Here is a 25,203-nt window from a genome sequence, read left to right as displayed (position 1 = left end):
TATAAAGGAATAACCATGAAAACGAAAAAAGCAGTGCTGTTAACAGCACTGGTAGCCGCTGCTTTGCTCTCAGGATGTAAGCAAGACGATTCTGAGCAGGTCACTATTGAATTTATGCATTCGTCGGTTGAACAGGAACGCCAGGCGGTCATCACCAAATTGATCGCTCGTTTCAGCGAGGAAAACCCACAAATCATCGTTAAGCAGGTGCCTGTCGAAGAAGACGCCTATAACACCAAAGTGATCACCCTGGCACGTTCCGGCGCGCTGCCCGAGGTTATCGAAGTCAGCCACGATTACGCCAAAGTGATGGATAAAGAGCAGCTTATCGATCGTGATGCCATCAAAACTGTGATTTCAGGCGTCGGCGAAAGTAGTTTCTACGATGGCATTTTACGCGTGGTGCGCACCGAAGACGGCAGTGCTTTTACCGGTGTGCCTATCAGCGCCTGGTTGGGCGGCATCTGGTATCGCAAATCCGCGCTGGCGAAAGCCGGAGTGAACGAACCCACCAACTGGACGGAATTGCTCAACGCGGCGGGCGTCATGACCGATAGCGCCCACAAGAAATACGGTATTGCGCTGCCCACGGCTGAAAGCGTGATGACCGAACAAACCTTCTCGCAATTCGCGCTCTCAAATGGTGCCAACGTCTTTGATGCTGCCGGAAACGTCATCGCGAACTCACCTGAAATGCTGACCTCGCTCAACTATTACCGCGAGCTGGCGCAGTACACCATGCCAGGTTCCAACGATGTGATGGAAATAAAAGATGCCTTTATGAATGGCACCACCTCGATGGCGGTTTATTCCACCTACATCTTGCCAGCTTTCTATAAAGACGGTTCACCGCAGGATCTCGGCTTCGTAGTGCCTACGGAAAAATCCCCGGCGGTGTACGGCATGATCACCTCGCTGACCATTACCTCTGGTCAAAGCAAGCCAGAAACCGAAGCGGCACAGAAATTTATCTCATTCATGGAGACTGCGCAGAACTCGGCTGATTGGGTGCTGATGTCACCGGGTGCGGCATTACCGGTCACTAAAGCCGTCGCACAAACCGACAGCTACAAAAATAACGAGGTAATCAAAGCCTTTGGCACGCTTCCCGCCGAACTGATTGCCCAATTCCCGAACGTGCAGGTCTTTGGCTCAGTGGGGGAGAAAAACTTTACCCGCATGGGCGACATCACCGGCTCAGCCATTTTGAGTGAAATGGTCAACCAGGTCACGGTGGGTAAACAAGCCACCGCTCCGGCACTGGATAACAGCCAGCAGCGCATCGTCGAATTGATGAAACAACACTGAAACCACACTGAAATCACAGGATAAGTCACTATGAAGAAGTGGTTCTCAGGCCGCTCTGATATGCCATTTGCCATGATGCTACTCGCCCCCAGCTTGTTATTGCTGGGGGGATTAGTGGCCTGGCCGATGCTATCGAACATCGAAATCAGTTTTTTGCGCTTGCCGCTTAACCCGAACATCAGCTCGCGGTTTATCGGGCTGGAAAATTACCTCAACATCCTGAGCGATACGGCGTTCTGGCACTCGCTATGGACCACGTTCTGGTACACCGCGCTGGTGGTTCTTGGCAGTACAGGGTTAGGGCTGGGCGTGGCGCTGTTCTTTAACCGCGAGTTTCGGTTACGTAAAACAGCTCGCTCGCTGGTGATCCTTTCTTACGTGACACCGTCAATCTCTTTGGTGTTCGCCTGGAAATATATGTTTAACAGCGGCTACGGCATCGTGAACTATCTCGGCGTCGACATGCTGCATCTGTTCAACGAAGCGCCGTTGTGGTTCGACAACCCCGGCAGCAGCTTCTTTTTAGTAGTGCTCTTCGCCATCTGGCGCTACTTCCCATATGCGTTTATCTCATTCCTGGCGATTTTGCAGACCATCGACAAATCGCTGTACGAAGCGGCTGAAATGGACGGGGCGAACGGCTGGCAGAAATTCAAAATTGTTACGCTGCCAGCCATTATGCCGGTACTGGCAACGGTGGTGACGCTGCGCACCATCTGGATGTTCTACATGTTTGCGGATGTCTGGTTGTTAACCACTAAGGTCAACATTCTCGGCGTCTATCTCTATAAAACGGCCTTTTCCTTTAATGACTTAGGAAAAGCAGCCGCCATTTCCGTGGTGCTGTTCGTCATTATCTTCGCCGTCATCTTGCTGACCAGAAAACGGGTGAATCTTAAATGACCGCTAATCATCGCAAACTGTTAGGGCGCGTGGGCTTTTACTCTGGGCTGGCATTGTTCCTGGCAATCACGCTATTCCCGTTCTTTGTCATGCTGATGACTTCGTTTAAAAGTCCGAAAGAGGCCATCTCGTTGCATCCGACCATCTTCCCGCAAGAGTGGACGTTGCAGCATTACATCGACATTTTTAACCCAGCCATCTTCCCGTTTTTGACCTATTTCAAAAACAGCCTGGTGGTATCGCTGACTTCCTCTGCCATTGCGGTGTTGATCGGCATCCTGGGCGCATATGCACTTTCCAAATTGCGCTTTAAAGGGCGGATGACCATCAACGCCAGTTTCTACGCGGTGTATATGTTTTCCGGCATTTTGCTGGTGGTGCCATTGTTCAAAATCATCACCGCACTGGGGATTTATGATACCGAACTGGCGCTGATCATCACGATGGTGACGCAGACCTTGCCAACTGCGGTCTTTATGCTGAAAAGCTACTTCGACACCATTCCGGATGAAATAGAAGAAGCAGCGATGATGGACGGCTTAAACCGCCTGCAAATCATCTTCTACATCACCGTGCCGCTGGCGATTTCCGGGCTGGTTTCGGTATTCGTCTACTGCTTTATGGTGGCGTGGAACGACTATCTGTTTGCCTCTATTTTCCTCTCCAGCTCGGCAAACTTCACGCTGCCAGTCGGCTTAAGCACGCTGTTCAGCACCCCGGATTACGTGTGGGGAAGAATGATGGCGGCCTCGCTGGTGACTGCATTGCCAGTGGTGGTGATGTACGCACTTTCCGAACGCTTTATTAAAAGCGGCCTGACTGCAGGCGGCGTTAAAGGTTAAGCAGGTTCATTTGCACTGTTTTGTAGGGTGGATAAGCGCTGCGTCATCCACCACAACATTTAATTACTGGAGTTAAAAATGAAGAAGTTAGTCGCAACCGCACCGCGTATCGCGGCCTTAGTGGACTATGAAGATCGTGCCGTACAGGCACACGAAGTGAAAATCAAAGTGGCCTTCGGTGCGCCAAAACACGGCACCGAAGTGGTGGATTTCCGCGCCGCCAGCCCGTTTATCGACGAAGAATTTTCGACGGAATGGAATATGTTTGTGCCACGCGCAGAAGGTGCAGCCCGTGGTATTGAATTTGGCAAATTCCAGCTCGGCAATATGGTCGTCGGTGAAGTCATCGAATGCGGTGCTGACGTCACCGAATATCAAATGGGCAACCAGGTTTGCACTTACGGCCCATTACAGGAAACGGTTATCGCCAACGGCGTTAACAACTACAAACTGCGCAAAATGCCTGCCGGAGCGAACTGGAAAAACGCGGTTTGCTACGATCCGGCGCAGTTCGCCATGAGCGGTGTGCGCGATGGCAATGTGCGGGTAGGGGATTTTGTAGTCGTCGTCGGTCTCGGTGCTATTGGCCAAATTGCCATTCAACTGGCGAAAAAAGCTGGTGCATCCGTCGTGATTGGCGTTGACCCTATTGCGCATCGTTGTGAAATAGCCAAACGTCACGGCGCAGATTTCTGCCTGAACCCGATTGGCACCGACGTGGGCCTGGAAATCAAAAAGATCACCAATAAGCTTGGCGCGGACGTGATTATCGAAACCAGCGGCAACGACCAGGCGCTGCAAGCCGCACTGCGCGGTATCGCCTACGGCGGCACCATCTCTTACGTCGCTTTTGCCAAACCTTTCCATGACTTCAACCTGGGTCGCGAAGCTCACTTCAATAACGCCAAAATCGTCTTTTCCCGCGGCAGCAGCGAACCAAATCCGGACTATCCGCGCTGGGATCGTAAGCGTATTGAACAAACCTGCTGGGAGCTGTTGATGAACGGTTATCTGAACTGCGAAGACCTGATTGACCCGGTAGTGACATTCAATGACAGCGCCGAAAGCTACATGAAGTATGTCGATAAGCATCCGGATTTGAGCATCAAGATGGGCGTAACCTTCTAATTTCCCGTCGTCTTTCAAGTTGCAGATATGTTGGCTGCTTTCGTGCATCCCAGTCACTTACTTGAGTAAGCTCCAGGGGATTTACTCTCTTGCCGCCTTTCTGCACCTCGAAATACTTAGGGAAATATTTTCAGGAATAATTAAGGAATAAATCATGAAAATCGGTACTCAAAACCAGGCGTTTTTCCCGGCAGATATTCTGGAAAAATTCAAATACGTCAAAGCGATGGGCTTCGATGGTTTCGAAATCGACGGCAAACTGCTTGTCGAAAATGTGCAGGCAGTGAAAGCGGCGATTGCCGCTACTGGTTTGCCGGTCACTACCGCATGTGGCGGTTACGATGGCTGGATTGGCGACTTTATTGAAGAGCGTCGTTTGAATGGCCTGCAACAAATTACCCGCATTCTTGAAGCATTGGCGCAAGTGGGAGGCAAAGGGATTGTGGTTCCAGCGGCATGGGGCATGTTCACGTTTCGCTTGCCGCCAATGAACTCACCGCGCAGCCTGGCAGGGGATCGTAAAGCGGTTAGTGATTCGCTGCGTTATCTGGATGAAGTCGCGGCACGTACCGGGACCACGGTTTACCTCGAACCGCTTAACCGTTACCAGGATCATATGATCAACACGCTGGCCGATGCGCGTTGGTATATCGAAGAAAACCAGCTAAAACACACGCAAATCATCGGCGATTTCTATCACATGAATATCGAAGAAGACGACATCAGCACGGCGTTTCATGCTAACCGTGACCTGCTTGGTCATGTGCATATTGCCGACAACCATCGTTACCAGCCAGGCAGCGGCAGCATCGATTTCAAAAAGCATTTTGAACAGCTTCGCGCGGATGGCTATGACGGTTACATCGTCTACGAAGGTCGCATTCGCGCGGAAGATCCGGCGGCGGCGTACCAACAGTCGTTGCAATTTTTGCGTACCTGCTAAGAGGCAACGTGAGATGAGTCGAAAACTCAGGGTGGCTATTATCGGTGGCGGGCAGGTCGCCCAAACCGTCCATGCGTCGTATTACCTGACAAGAAGTGAACTGGAACTGGTGGCTGTCGTTGATAGCCACACCGGTCGTGCGCAGGCGCTGGCAGACAAACTCGGTATCCCACATGCCTTCAGCGATGCAGATGAAATGTATCGCACATGTGCGCCCGACATTGTCAGCGTCTGCACGCCGAACCGTTTCCATCATCAACATGTGATGCAGGCTCTGGAGCACAACTGCCATGTGATGTGTGAAAAGCCACCGGCCATGACGCCGGAGCAAGCGGCTGAAATGCGCGATGCTGCCCGCAAAGCCGGGAAAGTGCTGGCCTACGATTTTCACCACCGTTTTGCCAGCGACACGCAGTTTTTACGCCAGCAAGTGGTTGCCGGCACGCTCGGCGAAATTTATGTCACCACCGCTAAAGCGTTGCGCCGCTGCGGTGTACCGGGCTGGGGTGTTTTCACCAATAAAGAGTTACAGGGCGGCGGGCCGCTTATCGACATCGGTATTCATATGCTCGATGCCGCAATGTATGTGCTCGGTTTTCCGGCAGTGCGGCGGGTATCGGCGCACTCGTTCCAGAAGCTTGGCACCCGTAAACACAGCGGGCAATTCGGTGAGTGGGACCCAAAAACCTACACCGTAGAAGATGCGCTGTTCGCCACTATCGAGTTTCACAACGGCGGCATTCTGCGTCTTGAAACTTCGTTTGCGCTGAACATTGCCCAGCAATCGGTGATGAATGTGGAATTCTGTGGGGTAAACGCGGGGGCCACGCTGTTCCCGGCGCATATCTACCAGGATGAAGCTGGAGAGCTGGTGACGTTGTCACAAAGAGAAACCGCTGACAGCCAGCGCCATTTCAAAAGCATGCAGGCGTTTGTCGATCATGTCCTTGGTGAGCCAGTCAGCATCGCGGATGCCGAGCAGGGCTACCTTATTCAGCAACTGGTTGCGGCGATTTATCGCGCAGCGGAATCAGGAGCGAGCATCGATTTATGAGCACTCTTACCCGACTGCAAGACCTGCAATTTAGCCAACACACGCTGAATAAATTTGCCACCTTAATGGCCGCTGGAAATGGCTATCTGGGGCTACGGGCCTGCCATGAAGAAGCCTACACCGAGCAGACTCACGGTATGTATCTGGCGGGGTTTTATCATCGCAGTTCAGCCGTAGAAACCACCGAACTGGTGAATTTGCCTGATGTGCTGCAAATGCGCATCGAACTGGATGGCGAAATATTTACCCTGCTTTCAGGGACGGTGACTGATTATCATCGCGAGCTTGATTTGGCTTGTGGAGAACTGCGTCGCAGCCTGGTGTGGCATGCGCCAAACGGTAAACGTTATCAGATCGTGTGCCAGCGATTCCTGTCGGCGGCACAGCATTCCTTGTTGTGCTCGCGTGTGGCTATCACGCCGCTCGACGACAATGCACGGGTCACCATCAGCACCGGTATCGATGCCACCCAAACTAACTCAGGCCGTCAGCATCTGGATGAAACCAGTGTCCGGGTCTTTGAACAGCGGTATTTACAGGGTTGTTATCGCACTCTGGACGGCAGCAACGAAGTGGTGATTAGCAGTTTCTGTGCCTTGCCAGCGGAGAGTTGCAGCAGCTTTTATGCGAAGAACCGCCGTCTGACCCAGCACTGTAGCGGCAAGGTAGCGAAAGGCCAGACATTCGAGTTGGTGAAAACCAGCTGGATTACCAGCTCGTTAGATAGCGACTACCACGCAGCCAGTTGCAGCGAACAGGCGTTGAACAAGCTGATGCAGTGTGTGGAACGGGGTTATGAGCAACTGCTGGCCGAGTCCAACCAGGTTTGGGAGACATACTGGCAACGCAGCCGTGTGCAGCTTGAAAGCCAAAATAGCCAGGATCAAATTGCGTTAGATTTTGCGTTGTATCACCTGTTTGCGATGACCCCCGCGCATAACGAGAAATGCAGTATTGCGGCGAAAGGGCTGACCGGCGAAGGCTACAAAGGCCATGTTTTCTGGGATACCGAAGTGTTCTTGCTGCCATTCCATCTGATGACGCAACCAGAAATCGCTCGCCAGTTGTTGAGTTATCGCTGGCATAACCTCGCGGGCGCACTGGAGAAAGCGCGCAAAAATGGCTGGCAGGGCGCATTGTTCCCGTGGGAAAGCGCCTGGTCCGGGGAAGAAGAAACACCAGAGTTTGCGGCAATTAATATCCGTACTGGCTTGCGCCAGAAAGTCGCCTCAGCCGTGGCTGAACACCATTTGGTGGCAGATATTGCCTGGGCGGTAGACGCATATTATCAAGTCACCGGCGACGATGGCTTTATGCGTGAACGCGGAGTGGCGCTGTTGCTTGAAACCGCACGTTTCTGGATGAGCCGCGCAGTTGAGGCTAATGGCAGGCTGGAACTGCACGATGTCATTGGGCCGGACGAGTACACCGAGCATGTTGATAACAACGCCTATACCAACTATCTGGCGTATCACAACGTTGAACGAGCCAGGCACTATTTACAGCAGTTTGCGTTACCGGACGACGATTTCTTCCGCCAGGCCGATCGTTTCCTTGCACGTATTTGGTTGCCTGAAGCCCGTGAAGACCATGTTATTGCGCAAGACGACAGCTTCTTCAGTAAACCGACCCTTGATCTCACAGGCTATAAAGAGCAGCAGGGCACTCAAGCTATCTTGCTGGATTACTCACGCGCTGAAGTTAACGAGATGCAAATCCTTAAACAGGCGGATGTGGTGATGCTGGCCTACATGTTGCCGTGGCAGTTTACGCCAGCCCAACTGGCAGCCAATCTCGATTACTATGAACCGCGCACCATTCACGACTCTTCGCTCAGCAAAGCCATTCATGGCGTCATTGCTGCACGTTGTGGACGCCGTGAACAGGCATATCAATTCTGGCAGCAGGCATGTCTTATCGATCTCGGTGATGAACCGCACAGCTGTGACGACGGCATTCACGCCGCCGCGACCGGCGCAATCTGGCTCGGTGCGGTGCAGGGTTTTGCTGGGCTAACCGTGGAATGTGGAGAACTGCATCTGAACCCATGTTTGCCCGAACAGTGGCAATCCATCTCGCTGCCGTTTGTCTGGCAAGGGGCGCGCATCCAACTGACGTTAACTCACCAACAGTTGAGTGTGACTTCATCGTCCGAAAAACCGATCAATCTTCACCTTGGCAACACCGCTCTGCAAATCACGAGGGCTGCGACTTTTTCGCTGGCTGATTTTTTCACACCTTTAACTGGGAGCGGTACCACAAAAGGAACACCACTATGAAGCCTGAAGCAGTAATTTTTGATTTAGACGGCGTGGTGACGGACACCGCTCATTTGCATTTCCTGGCATGGCGGCAGGTTGCTGGTGAAATTGGTATTGAGATCGACGAGCGGATTAACGAGCAGCTCAAAGGTATCAGCCGCATGGATTCCCTGGCGCGCATTTTGCGCAGCGGGGGAGCAGAGCAGCGTTTTGACAGCCAGGCAAAAATCAAACTTGCCGAGCGTAAAAACACGCTCTATGTCGCGTCACTTCAGCACCTCGATCCTGCGGCGATCCTGCCGGGAATTGCGGCGTTGCTCGAAGAGCTTCACCACCAGCATATTCGTGTCGGGCTGGCTTCTGTTTCCTTGAATGCGCCACGCATTCTGCAAGCGTTGCGGCTTAAAGGTCAGTTCGATTTCTGCGCGGACGCCAGCCAAATCGAGCATTCAAAACCCGACCCTGAAATCTTCCTTGCCGCTTGTGCAGGGCTGGGTGTCGAACCGGCCAGATGTATTGGCATTGAAGATGCACAAGCGGGAATTGAGGCGATTAACGCCAGCGGCATGCTCTCGGTAGGGGTTGGCTCGGGGCTTGAACACGCCGATTTGCTTCTGCCGACGACGGCAGAATTGAACTGGCCACTTTTGCAAACATTCTGGTTAACCAAACACAGTGCACACGCGGTGTGAAAAAAGGAACAAGTGATGGCACAACTCTCGTTACAGCACATTCAAAAGATTTATAACAACCAGGTTCATGTGGTGAAAGATTTCACCCTCGAAATCGAGGACAAAGAATTTATCGTGTTCGTTGGGCCATCGGGCTGCGGAAAATCGACCACTTTGCGGATGATTGCCGGACTGGAAGAAATCAGTGGTGGCGAACTGTTGATTGATGGCGTGTGCATGAATGACGTGCCTGCCAAGTCGCGCGGTATCGCTATGGTGTTCCAGAACTACGCGCTGTATCCGCATATGTCGGTTTACGACAACATGGCGTTCGGGCTGAAGATGCAGAAACTCGACGCCAACATTATTGATGAACGCGTACAGTGGGCCGCCTCTATTCTGGGGTTAAAAACCTACCTCGACCGTAAACCTGCTGCTCTTTCCGGTGGGCAACGCCAGCGCGTGGCGCTAGGACGCGCCATCGTACGCGAAGCCGGTGTATTTTTGATGGATGAACCGCTATCCAACCTGGATGCGCGGTTGCGAGTACAAATGCGTGCTGAAATCAGCAAGCTCCATCAAAAACTGAATACCACCATGATCTACGTGACCCACGATCAGACCGAAGCGATGACCATGGCAACGCGCATCGTTATCATGAAAGATGGCATTATTCAGCAGGTTGGGGCGCCTAAAACGGTTTATAACCATCCGGCCAATATGTTTGTTGCCGGGTTTATTGGCTCGCCATCGATGAACTTTATCCGTGGCACACTGGATGACGGCTGCTTTGTCACTGAAACATTAAAGCTGCCTATCCCGGATGATAAATATGCGGCAATGAACTTAGCTAATTATCAACATAAACCGGTAATATTAGGTATTCGCCCTGAAGATATTATCCCGGTGTTACAGGATAAAGGCATTGATGCTCATATTACAGTGGCTGAGCTAACCGGAGCGGAGTTTATGTTATACGCCACCGTAGGTGGCCATGAATTAACCTTACGCGCCAATTCAGATAGTGATTATCGGGCTGCACAAAATATAAAAATAACGTTCGATATGAATAAAAGTCATTTCTTTGATTCTGAAACCGAATACGCGATTAACTAATAATATTCTGTACCCTGCCGGGAATTAACACTCCCGGCTTTTTCTCTCTGTGTAAATTTCACAAGGAATACAAAAATGAAAAAGCTAATGCAATGCACAGTGCTTATTGCCTGTGCAGGAGCGGCCTGCGTGCAAGCTGCGGAAAATAACGGCTGGAATTATAATATTGGTACGATGTATGAAATAGAAAACGTTGAAGGTCAGGGTGAGGATAAAGATGGATTATATGAACCCTCTGTCTACTTTAATGCCAGCTATGGTGACTGGTCTATCGCATTAACCATGTATCAGGAAGGTTCGGCGGATTACAGCGACTTATCCCGTGGTACTTACTTTAACCGCCCGGAAATCGATATTCGTTATCAAATTATCGACAATGATGACTGGTCATTAGGTTTCACTGGCGGCATGCGTAATTACGGCTACCATTTCAAAAATGATGATGGTTCCAGCAATGGTACGGCAAATACCCAGCGTTATAAATTCCAGCCGGACTGGAATGTGAAAATTAACCCTGACTGGAGTTTCAGCGGTTGGTTGGCATACTACCGCTTTGATAACGATCTTGACCAGACCGGCTATTCCGACAGCCGTGTTGAAACGGAAACGGGGTTCAGCTGGCGAATTAATGAAACCGTTACACTACGCACTAACTACTATTTAGAACGCGGCTTTAATACCGATAGCGATAAAAATAACGGTGAGTTTTCTACCCAGGAAATGCGTATCTATCTGCCGATTGCGCTTGGCAATACCACTTTGACGCCATACACCCGTCTGGGGTTGGATCGCTGGACGAACTGGGATTGGTCTGAGGATATTGACACTGAAAACCATGACTATAATCGTCTGGGTTTATTGTATGCCTATGATTTCCGGAACGGCCTGTCAATGACGCTGGAGTATGCATTCGAGTGGGAAAACCATGACGAAGGTGATAATGATAAATTCCACTATGCAGGTATTGGTGTGAATTACGCGTTTTAAGTTTCGGATTTCGCTGCGCTTATCCGACCTACGAAACTGTTTAGCCGTTGTAGGTGGATAAGCGATAGCATTATCCACCATTTTGAAGTGAATTAATCTCAGGAGATAGAGCCCGTCAACGTGATCTTCGTTGGAATTAATGTTCTGGGAGCGGCATACTTTCCGGAAATTCTTTCAAACAATAGCGCGCTACCGGCAGTGCCTAATTCCAGTGTCGGGACTTCAATTCCGCCTGGCGGTGGGGAGAGCAGAAAACTCAACATGTCGTTGCTGTATCCCACCACTGAAAGTTGCCCGGGGATCTTAATGCCTTTTTCTTGGGCGATACGGTAGATACTCATTAACTTCAGGCTGTCGGTGGCGAATATCGCATCAGGAAGATCCTGATGGCTCAATAATTGTTGAGCAGCTTCAAGTGCTGTTTCATTAGTATAGCCACCATCAACGACCCACTCTTCAGGCAAACTAATATTTTGCTCAAGCAGGCAATCTCTGAACCCAGCGAGCCGGTCTACCGAAACGTGATAATCAAGCGGGGCATGAATGCAGGCTATTTTACGATGCCCGTTATTGATCAGTGTTTGGGTTAACGCAATGCTGTCGCGATAATTATCCGTATCCACCGAACAAACATGCTTGAACTCACCATCTACTTTCCCAATCACGACCACAGGAATAGCGTATTGATCCAGTTCCTCGAAGAATGATTCATCAGTGGGGGAGCTGAGCATAATAATGCCCTTGATCATTTTTTGCTTAATTTTGCTGACACACTTTTGCAGGTCTTCTTTACTATTTTTGGATGTCTGCAATATGACGTCAAATCCTTCTTGTTCTGCCCTGGCGGTAATAGCATGCAGGACTTCAGAGAAAAATGGATTTCCTGCGGTCGTTTTGGTTGAGCGAGTTGAGATAACCATAATCGCGTCAAAACCCGATGAAGTCAGGGCGCGCGCTAATTTATTAGGCTGGTAATTTAACTCTTCAATCGCTTTTAAAACACGTTCAAGTGCTTCAGGGGAAATATTAGTCTGCTTATTAAGCACCCGCGATACGGTTGATTTAGAAACGTTCGCCAAACGGGCAATATCATAAATGGTGGGCGACATGACTGAACCGGTCCTGTTCTGCGCCAAAAGATAACGCATATTACTTAAGCTCGATGAGGCTGTCTATGCATGATACGCCGCCTTCAATTGGCTATAAAATTGAGCTATACCCTTTGATTTGCCACTATTTACCCCCATAACCTCCCTCATAACAGCTTCAAAAGGGTGCAACCAGGACGCAGATGAACAGAATCAAGAATGAAATAAATGCCCTGATGAACCGGGGCGTGGACCGACATTTACGTCTTGCCGTCACGGGTTTAAGCCGTAGCGGCAAGACAGCGTTTATTACCGCGATGGTGAATCAATTACTGAGCGTACATAACGGGGCGCGTTTGCCGTTGCTCAATGCGGTGCGTGAAGAAAGACTCCTTGGCGTGAAACGTGTTCCCCAGCGCGACCTGGGTATTCAACGTTTCACTTATGATGAAGGGCTGGCGCAACTTTACGGTTCGCCGCCGAACTGGCCGACGCCGACTCGGGGTGTCAGCGAAATGCGCCTTGCGTTGCGCTATCGCTCAAACGATTCGTTGTTACGCCATTTCAAAGACACCTCGACGCTGTATCTGGAAATTGTCGACTACCCTGGCGAATGGTTGCTGGATTTGCCTATGCTGGCGCAAAACTACCTGAGCTGGTCGCGTCAAATGACCGGCCTGTTGCAGGGCGATCGCGCTGAATGGTCCGCACTTTGGCGCAAATTATGCGAAGGGTTAGACCCGCTCGCACCAGCCGATGAAAACCGCCTGGCGGCGATTTCAGAAGCCTGGACTGACTATTTGTTGCGCTGCAAACGTGAAGGTTTGCACTTTATCCAGCCTGGCCGCTTCGTGTTACCCGGCGACATGGCGGGAGCGCCAGCACTGCAATTTTTCCCGTGGCCGGATGTGGACGCGGTCGGCGAATCGAAACTCGCGCAGGCCGATAAAACCACCAACATTGGCATGCTGCGCGCGCGCTTTGATTACTACTGCGAAAAGGTGGTGAAGGGCTTTTATAAAAACCACTTCCTGCGTTTTGACCGCCAGATTGTGTTGGTGGATTGCCTGCAACCGCTCAATAGCGGCCCGCAAGCGTTTAACGATATGCGTCTGGCTCTGACGCAACTGATGCAAAGTTTCCATTATGGCCAGCGCACCTTGTTCCGCCGCCTGTTTTCACCGGTTATCGACAAGCTGTTGTTTGCCGCGACAAAGGCCGACCACGTTACGGTTGATCAACATGCCAACATGGTGGCGCTGCTCCAGCAACTGGTGCAGGACGCCTGGCAAAATGCCGCGTTCGAAGGTATCGACATGGACTGCATGGGTCTTGCCTCGGTGCAAGCCACACAGAGTGGCCTGGTTGATGTGAAAGGAGAGCAAATTCCGGCGCTGCGTGGGAACCGTTTAAGTGATGGCGAGGCGCTGACGGTTTATCCTGGTGAGGTTCCAGCGCGTTTGCCTGGTAGTACCTTCTGGGAGAAACAAGGTTTTCAGTTTGAACAGTTCCGCCCACAAGTCATGGATGTGGACCGGCCAATGCCACACATTCGGATGGATGCGGCACTGGAGTTTTTAATTGGGGATAAATTGCGATGAACGAACCATTAAAACCGCGTGTCGATTTCGCGCAACCGTTGGATGTGGAACAAGAACCGAGTTTCAAAGCCGCGCATGCTTTTAGTGAGCCGGAAGCTGAAAAGTTTACTCCTGTCTTAAATTCGCTGGATGAAGTGGAAGATGAAGGGCAGGCCGAAGCGGTTATTGAAGCCGCGTTACATCCTAAACGCAGTATATGGCGGCGCATGGTTCAGGTGGGCCTTGGGCTGTTTGGTGTCAGCGTGGTGGCGCAAGGCGTCCAGTGGACGCATAACGCTTTTGTTACGCAAGACTGGATAGCGCTCGGCGGCGGCATCGCCGGTGGGTTAATTATCGCCGCGGGTGTCGGTTCGGTGGCAACGGAGTGGCGTCGTTTATGGCGTTTACGCCAGCGTGCAGAAGAGCGCGATGAAGCACGCGATTTGATGCACAGTCACGGAATGGGTAAGGGTCGGGCATTTTGTGAAAAGCTGGCGCGCCAGGCTGGGCTTGATGACGGGCATCCGGCATTACAACGCTGGTATGCCGCGATTCATGAAACGCAAAACGACCGCGAAGTAGTTGAGCTGTACGCACGTTTGGTGCAGCCCGTGCTTGATAACCAGGCGCGTCGGGAAATCAGCCGTTCGGCTGCGGAATCGACCTTAATGATTGCGGTCAGCCCGCTGGCGCTGGTGGATATGGCGTTTATCGCCTGGCGTAACTTGCGCCTGATTAACCGCATTGCCACGCTGTATGGCATCGAATTGGGCTATTTCAGCCGTATACGTTTGTTCCGCCTGGTGTTGTTGAATATCGCCTTTGCCGGTGCCAGTGAACTGGTGCGTGAAGTGGGTATGGACTGGATTGGCCAGGATCTGGCGGCACGGCTTTCCACGCGTGCAGCGCAGGGAATTGGCGCGGGTTTACTGACAGCGCGCTTGGGGATTAAAGCGATGGAGCTGTGCCGCCCGCTACCGTGGATTGACGGTGATAAACCGCGGCTCGGGGATTTCCGCAAGCAGCTGTTGGTGCAGCTCAAAGAGACCATGAACAAAAAGCCCAATACACCTTCGTAACACGGGTACGCGCCAGCCACTGTCATTGGTCGTTATGTAAATGACGGATGACAACGGTGGATGACGCTGGCGCTTATCCGTCCTGGAATTGTACAACCCTCCCGTATCATCAGCTTATCTGTCAACTTTTCTTCACACATCACTTTAGACTGCCCGGTATCTGGGGTATCATTAGTATCCCCAATGACTCCGTAATTTGCATTTGAAGGACACCTCCATGCGTCTGGAAGTCTTTTGCGAGGACCGCCTTGGTCTGACTCGAGAATTACTTGATTTACTTGTGCTGCGTAGTATCGATTTGCGAGGGATCGAAATTGATCCAATTGGGCGAATTTACCTGAATTTCTCTACCCTCGATTTCGACACGTTCAGCAGTTTAATGGCTGAAATCCGCCGTATTCCTGGGGTCACGGACGTGCGTACTGTGCCGTGGATGCCTTCTGAGCGTGAGCATCGTGCGCTGAGCGCTTTACTTGAAGCGCTGCCAGAGCCGGTACTTTCGCTGGATATGAGAAGCAAAGTGGAGCTGGCGAACCCGGCAAGCTGCACGCTGTTTGGGCAAAACGAAGACAAACTGCGTAACCATAACGCTGCCAGCCTGGTGAACGGTTTTAACTTTATGCGCTGGCTTGAAAGTGCGCCGGTTGAGTCACATACCGAACACGTGGTGATCAACGGGCAAAATTTCCTGATGGAAATCACGCCGGTTCATTTGGATAACGAAAACGACGGTCCTTCGCTGGTTGGTGCGGTAGTAATGCTGCGCTCCACGGTGCGTATGGGTCGCCAACTGCAAAACCTCTCCAATACCGATGTGGGTGCATTCAGCCAGATTGTCGCCGTCAGCCCGAAAATGCGCCATGTCGTCGAGCAGGCACACAAACTGGCCATGCTAAACGCGCCGCTGTTGATTGTTGGTGACACCGGCACCGGTAAAGATTTGCTGGCGCATGCTTGCCATCTTGGTAGCCCACGAGCGCAAAAACCTTATCTGGCACTGAATTGCGGTTCGATGCCTGATGATGTGGTTGAAAGCGAGCTGTTTGGCCATGCGCCAGGCGCTTATGCGAATGCTGTAGAAGGTAAAAAAGGCTTCTTTGAACAGGCGAATGGCGGTTCCGTACTGCTGGATGAAATTGGCGAAATGTCACCGCGCATGCAGACCAAGCTGCTGCGTTTCCTCAACGACGGAACTTTCCGTCGGGTAGGTGAAGAGCATGAAGTCCATGTCGATGTGCGGGTGATTTGCGCGACGCAAAAGAACCTGATTGAGATGGTACAAAAAGGGGAGTTCCGCGAAGATCTCTATTATCGGCTGAACGTCCTGACGCTGAATTTGCCGCCGCTGCGCGACAGACCGCAAGACATCATGCCGCTGACTGAGCTGTTTGTGGCACGGTTTGCCGATGAACAAGGGGTGCCGCGTCCGAAACTCTCTAATGATTTGAGCAATGTGCTCACGCGTTATGGCTGGCCGGGCAACGTGCGTCAGTTGAAAAATGCGATCTATCGCGCATTAACCCAGTTAGAAGGTTACGAACTTCGTCCACAAGATATTCTGCTGCCTGATTTTGATACCGCGAGTTTGGTGGTTGGGGAAGAGGCGATGGAAGGGTCGCTGGATGATATTACCAGCCGTTTTGAACGCTCGGTGCTGACGCAGCTTTATCGTACTTATCCAAGTACGCGTAAACTGGCTAAACGCCTTGGCGTTTCACATACCGCGATTGCGAATAAATTGCGTGAATACGGCTTGAGCCAAAGAAAAACAGAGTCGTAAGAATAATGCCCCTGGTTAGCGGGGCATTCGAGACTGATGACAAACCTTTTCGTAGGTCGGATAAGCGCAAGCGTCATCCGACAAAACTGGCGAAAATGGTGGATGACGCTTGCGCTTATCCACCCTACAACACCTGTTTAGTGACCTTTGTCAGCCATCTGGACAATGCCCCCGGTTAGCGGGGCATTCACACTTAAGCCTGAAGGGCTTCCAGTGCTGCGGTATAATCCGGCTCGTTAGTAATTTCATTCACTAACTGGCTGAATACCACTTCATTTTTCTCATTAAGAACCACAACCGCACGGGCAGTCAGGCCTTTCAGTGCGCCTTCAGCAATACCCACACCGTACGCCTGCTGGAATTCCGGGTTACGCAGAGTAGACAGCGTAATCACGTTGCTCAGGCCTTCAGCGCCGCAGAAGCGAGACTGTGCAAATGGCAGATCTGCAGAAACACACAGCACAACTGTGTTATCCATTTCAGTCGCCAGTTGGTTGAATTTGCGCACGGAAGCGGCGCAAACGCCGGTATCGATGCTTGGGAAAATGTTCAGTACTTTACGTTTTCCATCGAACTGGCTCAGTGCAACATCAGAGAGATCTTTTGCTACCAGAGTAAAAGCTTCAGCTTTGTTGCCAGTTTGTGGGATTTGACCTGCAACCGCTACAGGGTTGCCCTGGAAATGAACGATTTGTGACATGTTTGATTTTCCTTTTTACATATAATTAACGCCGCGAACAGTGTATGTCAGTATTCAGCTTCTGAATATAAAAAACTGATACTGCAAGTGAAAGTGTTCTCTGGCTATACTCAGCGAATGTCCTGGAACACTGGAAAAACAATGAGAACAGTTAAGGTTTATCAAGAAGCCTGGCCGCTTCACACACCTTTTGTGATTTCACGCGGTACCCGTAGCGAAGCCGTAGTCGTGGTGGTGGAGCTTGAAGAGGATGGAATTAAAGCCGTAGGCGAGTGCACACCGTATCCACGCTATGGCGAAAGCGTTGCTTCTGTCCTGGCTCAAATTACTACCCTGATTCCTGAGTTAGAAAAAGGGATGACGCGAGTGCAATTACAGGCCGCACTTCCAGCAGGCGCGGCACGTAACGCCATCGACAGCGCGTTGTGGGATTTGGAAGCCCGGCACAGTAAACGTACCCTGGCGTATATGGCCGGTGTTGAATTACCAGAGTTGGTCACCACGGCGCAAACCGTCAGTATTGCTGAACCACAGCAAATGGCGGCAGCCGCAAAACTGTTATGGGACAAAGGCGCACGTTTGCTGAAAGTCAAAATTGATGACCGGTTGATTACTGAGCGCATGGTAGCGATTCGTGCAGCAGCCCCGGAGGCTGTCATTATTGTTGACGCTAACGAAGCCTGGCACAGTGAAGGTCTGGCAGCGCGTTGCCAATTGTTGGCTGATTTGAATGTGGCGATGCTTGAGCAACCATTACCCGCAGGGCAAGACAGCCAGCTGGCAAACTTTATTCACCCATTACCGATTTGTGCCGATGAAAGCTGCCATACGCGTGAAAGCCTGGCGGCGCTGAAAGGGCGCTACGAAATGGTGAATGTGAAGCTGGATAAAACCGGTGGGTTAACCGAGGCGCTGGCGTTAACGCAAGCGGCGCGTGAGCAAGGGTTTGATGTGATGCTCGGCTGCATGTTGTGCACATCACGGGCCATCGCCGCCGCATTGCCGCTAGCGGCGAAGGTCCGTTTTGCCGATCTCGATGGTCCAACCTGGCTGGCCGTTGATGTCGAGCCAGGGCTGCACTTCGAAACCGGCAAACTTTATCCGTAAATTTCTATGACTTCTGCCAATGCAGTAAGCCCATCATGGCATCCAGATACCGCTCACTCGCTTCGTCAGCTGAGATGGGCGGGAATTCTGCGGTAATACACGGCAAGCCTAAATCTGCGCACCAGCTGCCAAATGAACCGGGCGTTTCGTAGCCTACGCTGGTCACCAGCGGTAATTCAAACGCTTTGGCAAGCCAGGCTCCGAGTACCGAGTTATCAGGATCTTCGATACATCCCAGTGGGTCATGGAAAGAGACAATCCACGCGGGCTGCAAGGTGTGAATTAACTGGCACAGCGCTGCGGTTTCCGGTTCGGACGCCGGTTTTTTACCCGTCGACAGCACGACATCACGTTTGTCAGCGCTACTGTTCCAGCGATAAACCGTTTCGCCCGATTTCCAGTTGGCCGCCGGGAAATTTCGATTCAAATCCACTCCGTTGGCATTGGCGCGCAAACCCAGCTGGCAGCCGTCAGGATTCACCGCAAGCACCACATGATGGCGGCGATGTTCAGGCTCAAGAGTGCGCAGTGCGCAGGACAGCGTGACCATCGCTGCGTTTTCATCGCCATGTGTTCCGGCAATGATCAAACCGCTGCGTTGCTCACTGGGTGCTGCTGGGAACCAGATAAGCGGAGCGCCGAAAACTGATTTTCCAAAGCGTTCGCTTCCTGGAGGGAGATGTCCTCGTTGCGGGCGAGGGCGATGACCGGGCATAAATGTCCTTACTGTGACGAGTTGCAAGACATTATTAATAGCAGTGTTTAGTTAAAATCTCATCTGAAACAACTGTATGCCAGGCCATTATGTATCTTAAGGCTGGGTATCCGGCCACCTCACTTTCAAATGGAGACAGCTAAAGAGGTTTAAAAAATGCGTTTAAACGGTGCGCAAGAAGAATTCGAAATTATGCCCGCAGGAAGAGTAAAAAGGTCATTTGAGTGAGATGCTCCACATAAATTGCATCTTGGGGGAGTGTTTTTCTTATTGGCAAAACAAGTAATTGCGCTACATTAATGGTTCGATCTGGGCAAGGTATTACTCTTACAAAAATAAACAACTAAAGGGGCACTGATGAGAAATCGGTTTCGTATCACCACTTGTGCATTAACACTCGCTTGCTCGTTTTCACAGGTCTGGGCAGCAGATATTCCTGCAGGGACTCAACTTGCCTCCGACCAGAGTCTGGTGCGCCATATCAAAGATGAGCCCGCTTCTCTGGATCCGGTAAAAGCGGTGGGATTACCAGAAATTCAGGTCATTCGCGATCTGTTTGAAGGCCTGGTAAACCAAAATGAAAAAGGGCAACTGGAGCCTGGTGTGGCCACCAAATGGCAAAGTAATGACAACCGCACCTGGACATTTACTTTACGCAATGACGCACGTTGGTCGGACGGTACGCCAGTCACAGCACAAGATTTCGTCTATAGCTGGCAGCGGCTGGTTGACCCAAAAAACACTTCACCTTTCGCCTGGTTTGCCGCCCTTGCGGGTATCAATAATGCGCAAGCTATCATAGATGGAAAAATGCCAGCAGATAAACTGGGTGTAACGGCAGTCGATGCCAGAACATTGCGCATCCAGTTGGATAAACCGGTGCCATATTTCCCCAATCTGACGGCCAACTTCTCGTTCTATCCAGTACCCAAAGCAGTGGTAGAGAAATTCGGTAACGACTGGACCAAACCCGGTAATTTGGTGGGCAATGGTGCTTACACCCTGAAAGACCGTGTTGTGAACGAAAAACTGGTCGCGGTGCAGAACAAAAATTACTGGGATAACAGCAAAACGGTCATTACCCAGGTGACCTTTATTCCGATTAACCAGGAGTCGTCAGCGACCAAACGTTACCTGGCAGGGGATATCGATATCACCGAATCCTTCCCAAAAAATCTCTACCAAAAGCTGCTAAAAGATATTCCAGGCCAGGTTTATACGCCGCCACAATTAGGAACGTATTACTACGCGTTTAATACCCAGAAAGGGCCAACCGCTGATGCACGCGTTCGTCTGGCTCTGAGCATGACCATTGACCGTCACATCATGGCAGATAAGGTGTTGGGTACCGGTGAGAAGCCAGCGTGGCGCTTTACCCCTGATGTGACCGCAGGCTTTAAACCAGAACCTTCACCATTTGAGCAAATGAGCCAGGAAGAGGCCAACGCTCAGGCAAAAACTTTGCTGCAAGCGGCAGGTTATGGCCCCAACAAACCACTTAATCTGACACTGCTGTACAACACTTCGGAAAACCATCAGAAGATTGCTATTGCGGTGGCATCTATGTGGAAGAAGAACCTTGGCGTGGACGTGAAACTGCAAAACCAGGAATGGAAAACGTATATCGACAGCCGTAATACCGGCAATTTCGATGTTATTCGTGCGTCCTGGGTTGGTGATTACAATGAACCATCCACCTTCTTGTCACTGTTAACTTCTACTCACAGTGGTAATATTTCGCGCTTCAATTCGCCGGAATATGACAAGCTGATGCAACAGGCAAGCCAGGAAACAACGGATGTTGCGCGGAATAAAGATTACAACCAGGCTGAGCGAATCATTCAGGAACAGGCGCCAATCGCCCCGATTTATCAATACACCAATGGTCGCTTGATCAAACCGTGGCTGAAAGGTTATCCGATTAATAACCCTGAAGATGTCGCGTACAGCCGCACCATGTATATCGTGGCACATTAACCGGTAACACTACGCTTATCCGCGCGACTAAAAAGGGCGGATAAGCCTTAGTAAACTGCGTTTCAGGAGGTTGAGGTTGCGTAGCCGCCGACAATAAACCAGGTGATGAAGACGATTGCAGCAATGATGATCGCAATAGGAAACAGAACGCCAATTTTCATTTTTATCTCATTTGTCAGTTAGAAAAAATTTGCCACTGGTTGCGGCCCGCTTCTTTGGCTTTATACAACGCCGCATCGGCTTGAGCGATAAAACGCGTTGCGTTAGTCGCAGGTGTTAAATTCGTAATACCCAGGCTTATGGTTACATAAGGTGCAACAGGCGAGGCGGCATGTTGAATCGCCAGATCCTGGATATTTTGTTGGATTCGTTTTGCCACTTCAATGGCCTGCTGCTGATTGGCTTCAGGCAGCAATATAATAAATTCCTCTCCGCCAAAACGTGCGGCAACATCATGTATTGAACGTGTTGCAGCCTCAAGGCATTTTGCAATCTTCACCAGACACTCGTCACCCGCCTGATGCCCGTAATGGTCGTTATATTTCTTAAAATAATCGACATCCAACATAATTAACGATACGGACGTACCGCATTGCTCGTGGCGTTGCATTGCTTTATCCAACAGCAAGTGGAAAGAGCGGCGATTGGCAAGGCCAGTCAGTGGGTCGTGGTTCGCCAGATTCTGTAATTGCTTAATCAGTACTCTGTTTTCTTGCTCGCGGTTGATGGCTAACACAAACCAGCCGCGTAAAATCCGGCGACCAGACTCAAAAAGACAGGCCAGCAGCACGTAGAGTAAGGCATTGAGTACGGTCAGTTCTGAGGGGTAGACAAAATTACATATCAGAATCACCACCCAAATAGGCAAAGTGAAACTGAGCAACACGCGGCCATCAAAATAAAGTGAAATTAGCGCAGTGAAAATCAGTAGCGCTGCGAAGGGAAAAACAATCCGTGAATCACCGCTGGCGAGAAACAAGTAAAAACAGCCCACCCATAACGCGCTGATGCACATTAGGGCTCCGTGCAGAAACTTGCTCAACCACTCCGCATATTGATCATGAGCCATACGCAGAATAAAAATTGCCGACGATGCAATAACCAGAATCAGCGCCATGATGATTTCCATAGCGGGGTAAGACTGCGTAATACTGGCCACCTGCTTCAGCGGTGAGAAATAATGACGGCCTAATATAAATAAACAGAACAATAGGTTAACCCATAGAAACCATGGGCCGCTCACGGTGATAGCGCGCTGTCGCATGCTCTTAAGGCGAAAGTCTAAATCAGGACTCTCGTTACGTCTTTCTCGCAAAGCTTATCTCCGTATGCCGCTTTGGCATTGCAATATTTAAAAAACCAACAGAAATGTAACATTATTTATTGAGCAAATTCAGCGTGTTTGCCTATTTTTCCGAGTTACATAACAAAAGAAGACGGCTAGACTAACTGCATTAATGTGGTCACACGTGGAGAAATGCAGTGGAAACCATCAAGGGACATCAGTTAATTGTGCCGGATGCTGTATTTGCCTGGCAATTGGATGGCAAAGGCGGTGTCGATAGCATCGAGAGTAACGACACTATTGATGCTGAGCATCCTGCCTGGCTGCATTTGAATTATACCCATTCAGAGAGTGCGAACTGGCTGGCGAAGACGTCAGTGCTACCAAATTATGCTCGCGATGCTCTGGCAGGGGAAAGCTTGCGCCCGCGCGTGTCACGCATAGGAGAGGGCACTCTTATCACTCTGCGTTGCATTAACGGTAGCACAGATGAACGCCCGGACCAGCTTGTCGCCATGCGTTTGTATATCGATGAACGGCTGATTGTCTCTACGCGTCAGCGACAGGTATTAGCGCTGGATGATGTGGTCAACGATCTTAAAGAGGGCGCAGGCCCGAACGACAGCGGCTCCTGGCTGGTGGATGTTTGTGATGCGCTGACCGATCACGCCAGCGAATTTATCGAACAGCTGCACGATAAAATCATCGACCTGGAAGATAACCTGCTTGACCAGCAAATCCCGCCACGCGGCTATCTTGCCCTGCTGCGCAAACAACTGATCGTAATGCGCCGTTATATGGCACCACAACGTGATGTTTACGCCCGGCTTTCCAGCGAACGCTTACCGTGGATGACCGACGATCATCGTCGCCGGATGCAGGATATTTCCGACAGGCTAGGACGCGGACTGGATGAAATAGATGCGTGTATTGCGCGTACCGCTGTGATGACGGACGAAATCGCTCAGGTGATGCAGGAAGCGATGGGGCGACGCACTTACACCATGTCGTTGATGGCGATGGTCTTTTTACCCAGCACATTTTTGACTGGGTTGTTTGGGGTGAATTTAGGAGGAATTCCTGGCGGCGGCTGGCATTTTGGTTTCAGCATGTTCTGCATCATGTTGGTGGTTCTTATAGGTGGTGTTGCCTGGTGGTTACATCGTAGTAAATGGCTGTAAAATTTAACATTTTTAACATCAGGCGGACTAAAAAAGGCGGTGATAATTGAGCGAGGTCAATAAATGGAACGTCGGTTCAAGGCACTATCTCTCTCGCAGGTGAATGCAACGTCAAGCGATGGGCGTTGCGCTCCATATTGTCTTACTTCCTTTTTTAGAATTACTGCATAGCACAATTGATTCGTACGAGCCGACTATAAGTCGGCTTTTTTTTGTCTGCGATTTGTTGTCTATGCTTAAGGAACGTGTTTCAACGGAGTACTACAGGAGGCAATCATGACTGCATATCGAAGCCTAACGATGAGCGACCCGACCTTTCCGAGTGAACCGACTCCCGTTCCAGACCCGATCCCAAGACCGCAACCACTTCCCGATCCGTTAGACCCCGACCCAAAGCCGATTATTGATCCGCCACCGCACATGTAGGGAATTCCCTCTCTCGGGCGAGAGAGGGACGAGGTGTTTATTTGATTTCGAGAATATCCAGGCGCTGCAAAGGTTGCTCGTTGTCGTCTTCTTCTGGCTGCCAGCTCACTGGTTGCATCGGCAACTCTTCGCGGTCAAAGGCTAAATCGCCGCCATCAACCACATCGGCACCATGTTGAAGACCTTTAAAGTCAAACAGTTCGGTATCACACATGTGTGAAGGCACCACATTCTGCATCGCACTGAACATGGTTTCGATACGGCCAGGGTAGCGTTTATCCCAGTCACGCAGCATATCGCCTATCACCTGACGTTGCAGATTCGGCTGCGAACCGCATAAATTACACGGAATAATCGGGTACTCACGAGCAATGGCAAAGCGCTCGATGTCTTTTTCACGGCAGTAAGCCAGCGGACGAATCACAATATGCTTGCCGTCATCGCTCATCAGCTTTGGTGGCATGCCTTTCATCTTGCCGCCGTAGAACATATTCAGGAACAGCGTCTGGAGGATGTCGTCGCGGTGATGACCCAGGGCGATTTTCGTCGCGCCCAACTCAGTAGCAGTACGATAAAGAATGCCACGGCGTAAACGAGAGCACAGCGAGCAGGTGGTTTTGCCTTCTGGGATCTTATCTTTGACGATACTGTAAGTGTTTTCTTCGACGATTTTGTACTCAACGCCGATGCTTTCCAGATACTGGGGCAGGATATGCTCAGGGAACCCCGGTTGTTTCTGATCGAGGTTAACGGCAACCAGGCTGAAGTTGATTGGCGCGCTCTGCTGCAAATTGCGCAGAATTTCCAGCATGGTGTAGCTGTCTTTGCCGCCAGACAGGCAGACCATAATGCGGTCGCCTTCTTCAATCATATTGTAATCAGCGATCGCTTCACCCACGTTACGACGCAGGCGCTTCTGTAATTTGTTCAGGTTGTAAGTTTCTTTTTGACTGGTCATGAAGTTCTCAGGCTAAACCAACACGCATAACGCGTAATTCTGGCGTGTATGGTACGGATTAGCGCGCCGAATGCCAGCACGTTTTGCAGTAACCGCTGTTTCGGAAGAGGTATG

23 protein-coding genes are annotated in these 25,203 nt (G+C 50.8%); 17 read left to right on the top strand and 6 right to left on the bottom strand.

Translation table 11 applies throughout. From position 1 onward, the window contains the following. Nucleotides 1-15: 15 nt before the first annotated feature. From EC843_RS02180 to EC843_RS02135, 10 genes are all read left to right on the top strand, one after another. Nucleotides 16-1,308, top strand: coding sequence for an extracellular solute-binding protein (locus tag EC843_RS02180; protein WP_133521528.1), 1,293 nt, complete (start codon nucleotides 16-18; stop codon nucleotides 1,306-1,308). A 30-nt stretch (nucleotides 1,309-1,338) separates the two neighbouring features. Next, nucleotides 1,339-2,211 carry a sugar ABC transporter permease gene (locus tag EC843_RS02175; RefSeq protein WP_133521527.1) on the top strand — a complete coding sequence of 291 codons (873 nt, stop codon included), beginning with the start codon at nucleotides 1,339-1,341 and terminating at the stop codon, nucleotides 2,209-2,211. Further along, nucleotides 2,208-3,053: a carbohydrate ABC transporter permease gene (locus EC843_RS02170; protein ID WP_133521526.1), complete on the top strand. Its 846-nt coding sequence runs from the start codon at nucleotides 2,208-2,210 to the stop codon at nucleotides 3,051-3,053. The genes EC843_RS02175 and EC843_RS02170 overlap by 4 nt, the downstream gene beginning before the upstream one ends. 78 nt (nucleotides 3,054-3,131) lie before the next feature. After that, on the top strand, nucleotides 3,132-4,181 hold the full coding sequence (locus EC843_RS02165) for a zinc-binding alcohol dehydrogenase (RefSeq protein ID WP_133521525.1): 1,050 nt from the start codon (nucleotides 3,132-3,134) through the stop codon (nucleotides 4,179-4,181). 154 nt (nucleotides 4,182-4,335) lie between these two features. Beyond that, nucleotides 4,336-5,124, top strand: a complete 789-nt coding sequence (locus tag EC843_RS02160; RefSeq protein ID WP_133521524.1) for a sugar phosphate isomerase/epimerase — start codon at nucleotides 4,336-4,338, stop codon at nucleotides 5,122-5,124. 13 nt (nucleotides 5,125-5,137) lie between these two features. Further along, nucleotides 5,138-6,178, top strand: a complete 1,041-nt coding sequence (locus EC843_RS02155; protein ID WP_064546454.1) for a Gfo/Idh/MocA family oxidoreductase — start codon at nucleotides 5,138-5,140, stop codon at nucleotides 6,176-6,178. Further along, entirely contained in the window at nucleotides 6,175-8,457 is a 2,283-nt protein-coding gene (locus tag EC843_RS02150; RefSeq protein ID WP_133521523.1) for a glycoside hydrolase family 65 protein, read from the top strand. Before EC843_RS02155 ends, EC843_RS02150 begins: the two co-directional genes overlap by 4 nt. Beyond that, complete coding sequence (gene pgmB, locus EC843_RS02145; RefSeq protein WP_133521522.1) at nucleotides 8,454-9,131, top strand: beta-phosphoglucomutase; 678 nt, start codon at nucleotides 8,454-8,456, stop codon at nucleotides 9,129-9,131. The genes EC843_RS02150 and pgmB overlap by 4 nt, the downstream gene beginning before the upstream one ends. 15 nt (nucleotides 9,132-9,146) lie before the next feature. After that, nucleotides 9,147-10,226: an ABC transporter ATP-binding protein gene (locus EC843_RS02140; RefSeq protein WP_064546460.1), complete on the top strand. Its 1,080-nt coding sequence runs from the start codon at nucleotides 9,147-9,149 to the stop codon at nucleotides 10,224-10,226. A 75-nt stretch (nucleotides 10,227-10,301) separates the two neighbouring features. Beyond that, on the top strand, nucleotides 10,302-11,213 hold the full coding sequence (locus tag EC843_RS02135; RefSeq protein WP_133521521.1) for an OmpG family monomeric porin: 912 nt from the start codon (nucleotides 10,302-10,304) through the stop codon (nucleotides 11,211-11,213). A gap of 98 nt (nucleotides 11,214-11,311) precedes the next feature. Here the strand turns inward: EC843_RS02135 and EC843_RS02130 are convergent, their stop codons facing one another. Continuing rightward, nucleotides 11,312-12,322 carry a LacI family DNA-binding transcriptional regulator gene (locus EC843_RS02130; RefSeq protein ID WP_064546465.1) on the bottom strand — a complete coding sequence of 337 codons (1,011 nt, stop codon included), beginning with the start codon at nucleotides 12,320-12,322 and terminating at the stop codon, nucleotides 11,312-11,314. 182 nt (nucleotides 12,323-12,504) lie between these two features. Between EC843_RS02130 and EC843_RS02125 the strand changes: the two genes are divergently transcribed. From EC843_RS02125 to tyrR, 3 genes are all read left to right on the top strand, one after another. After that, nucleotides 12,505-13,902, top strand: a complete 1,398-nt coding sequence (locus EC843_RS02125; protein ID WP_133521520.1) for a YcjX family protein — start codon at nucleotides 12,505-12,507, stop codon at nucleotides 13,900-13,902. After that, the gene (locus EC843_RS02120) at nucleotides 13,899-14,960 is read left to right on the top strand and encodes a YcjF family protein (protein WP_133521519.1); all 1,062 of its coding nucleotides are present in this window, start codon (nucleotides 13,899-13,901) and stop codon (nucleotides 14,958-14,960) included. Before EC843_RS02125 ends, EC843_RS02120 begins: the two co-directional genes overlap by 4 nt. A gap of 217 nt (nucleotides 14,961-15,177) precedes the next feature. Further along, nucleotides 15,178-16,740 carry a transcriptional regulator TyrR gene (tyrR, locus tag EC843_RS02115; protein WP_064546470.1) on the top strand — a complete coding sequence of 521 codons (1,563 nt, stop codon included), beginning with the start codon at nucleotides 15,178-15,180 and terminating at the stop codon, nucleotides 16,738-16,740. 193 nt (nucleotides 16,741-16,933) lie between these two features. On the opposite strand, the gene tpx is transcribed toward tyrR, so the two are convergent. Beyond that, nucleotides 16,934-17,440, bottom strand: a complete 507-nt coding sequence (tpx, locus tag EC843_RS02110) for a thiol peroxidase (protein ID WP_133521518.1) — start codon at nucleotides 17,438-17,440, stop codon at nucleotides 16,934-16,936. Between the two features lie 141 nt (nucleotides 17,441-17,581). Here tpx and ycjG point away from each other — a divergent pair, with 141 nt between their 5' ends. After that, complete coding sequence (gene ycjG, locus EC843_RS02105) at nucleotides 17,582-18,547, top strand: L-Ala-D/L-Glu epimerase (RefSeq protein ID WP_133521517.1); 966 nt, start codon at nucleotides 17,582-17,584, stop codon at nucleotides 18,545-18,547. Between the two features lie 4 nt (nucleotides 18,548-18,551). On the opposite strand, the gene mpaA is transcribed toward ycjG, so the two are convergent. Further along, entirely contained in the window at nucleotides 18,552-19,262 is a 711-nt protein-coding gene (mpaA, locus tag EC843_RS02100) for a murein tripeptide amidase MpaA (RefSeq protein ID WP_064546478.1), read from the bottom strand. Nucleotides 19,263-19,619: 357 nt separating this feature from the next. On the opposite strand from mpaA, the gene EC843_RS02095 reads away from it, so the two are divergent. After that, complete coding sequence (locus tag EC843_RS02095; protein ID WP_133521516.1) at nucleotides 19,620-21,239, top strand: ABC transporter substrate-binding protein; 1,620 nt, start codon at nucleotides 19,620-19,622, stop codon at nucleotides 21,237-21,239. A gap of 62 nt (nucleotides 21,240-21,301) precedes the next feature. Here the strand turns inward: EC843_RS02095 and EC843_RS24465 are convergent, their stop codons facing one another. Together EC843_RS24465 and EC843_RS02090 are read right to left on the bottom strand one after the other, a co-directional pair. Further along, nucleotides 21,302-21,400 carry a YoaK family small membrane protein gene (locus EC843_RS24465; protein WP_157092951.1) on the bottom strand — a complete coding sequence of 33 codons (99 nt, stop codon included), beginning with the start codon at nucleotides 21,398-21,400 and terminating at the stop codon, nucleotides 21,302-21,304. 14 nt (nucleotides 21,401-21,414) lie between these two features. Next, nucleotides 21,415-22,503 carry a GGDEF domain-containing protein gene (locus EC843_RS02090; protein WP_121813537.1) on the bottom strand — a complete coding sequence of 363 codons (1,089 nt, stop codon included), beginning with the start codon at nucleotides 22,501-22,503 and terminating at the stop codon, nucleotides 21,415-21,417. A gap of 218 nt (nucleotides 22,504-22,721) precedes the next feature. Between EC843_RS02090 and zntB the strand changes: the two genes are divergently transcribed. Further along, nucleotides 22,722-23,705, top strand: a complete 984-nt coding sequence (gene zntB, locus EC843_RS02085) for a zinc transporter ZntB (RefSeq protein WP_064546484.1) — start codon at nucleotides 22,722-22,724, stop codon at nucleotides 23,703-23,705. Nucleotides 23,706-23,981: 276 nt separating this feature from the next. Continuing rightward, nucleotides 23,982-24,131 (top strand): hypothetical protein, encoded by a 150-nt coding sequence (locus EC843_RS24460; RefSeq protein WP_157092952.1) that lies wholly within the window; start codon nucleotides 23,982-23,984, stop codon nucleotides 24,129-24,131. A 37-nt stretch (nucleotides 24,132-24,168) separates the two neighbouring features. Here EC843_RS24460 and ttcA read toward each other — a convergent pair whose 3' ends face one another. Then, nucleotides 24,169-25,089: a tRNA 2-thiocytidine(32) synthetase TtcA gene (gene ttcA / locus EC843_RS02080; RefSeq protein ID WP_133521515.1), complete on the bottom strand. Its 921-nt coding sequence runs from the start codon at nucleotides 25,087-25,089 to the stop codon at nucleotides 24,169-24,171. Nucleotides 25,090-25,203: the final 114 nt, after the last annotated feature.

Source organism: Buttiauxella sp. JUb87, from assembly GCF_004361975.1.
Lineage (GTDB): Bacteria > Pseudomonadota > Gammaproteobacteria > Enterobacterales > Enterobacteriaceae > Buttiauxella > Buttiauxella ferragutiae.
Note: the sequence above shows the minus strand (reverse complement) of the source record. Positions and strands in the feature narration are given on the sequence as shown.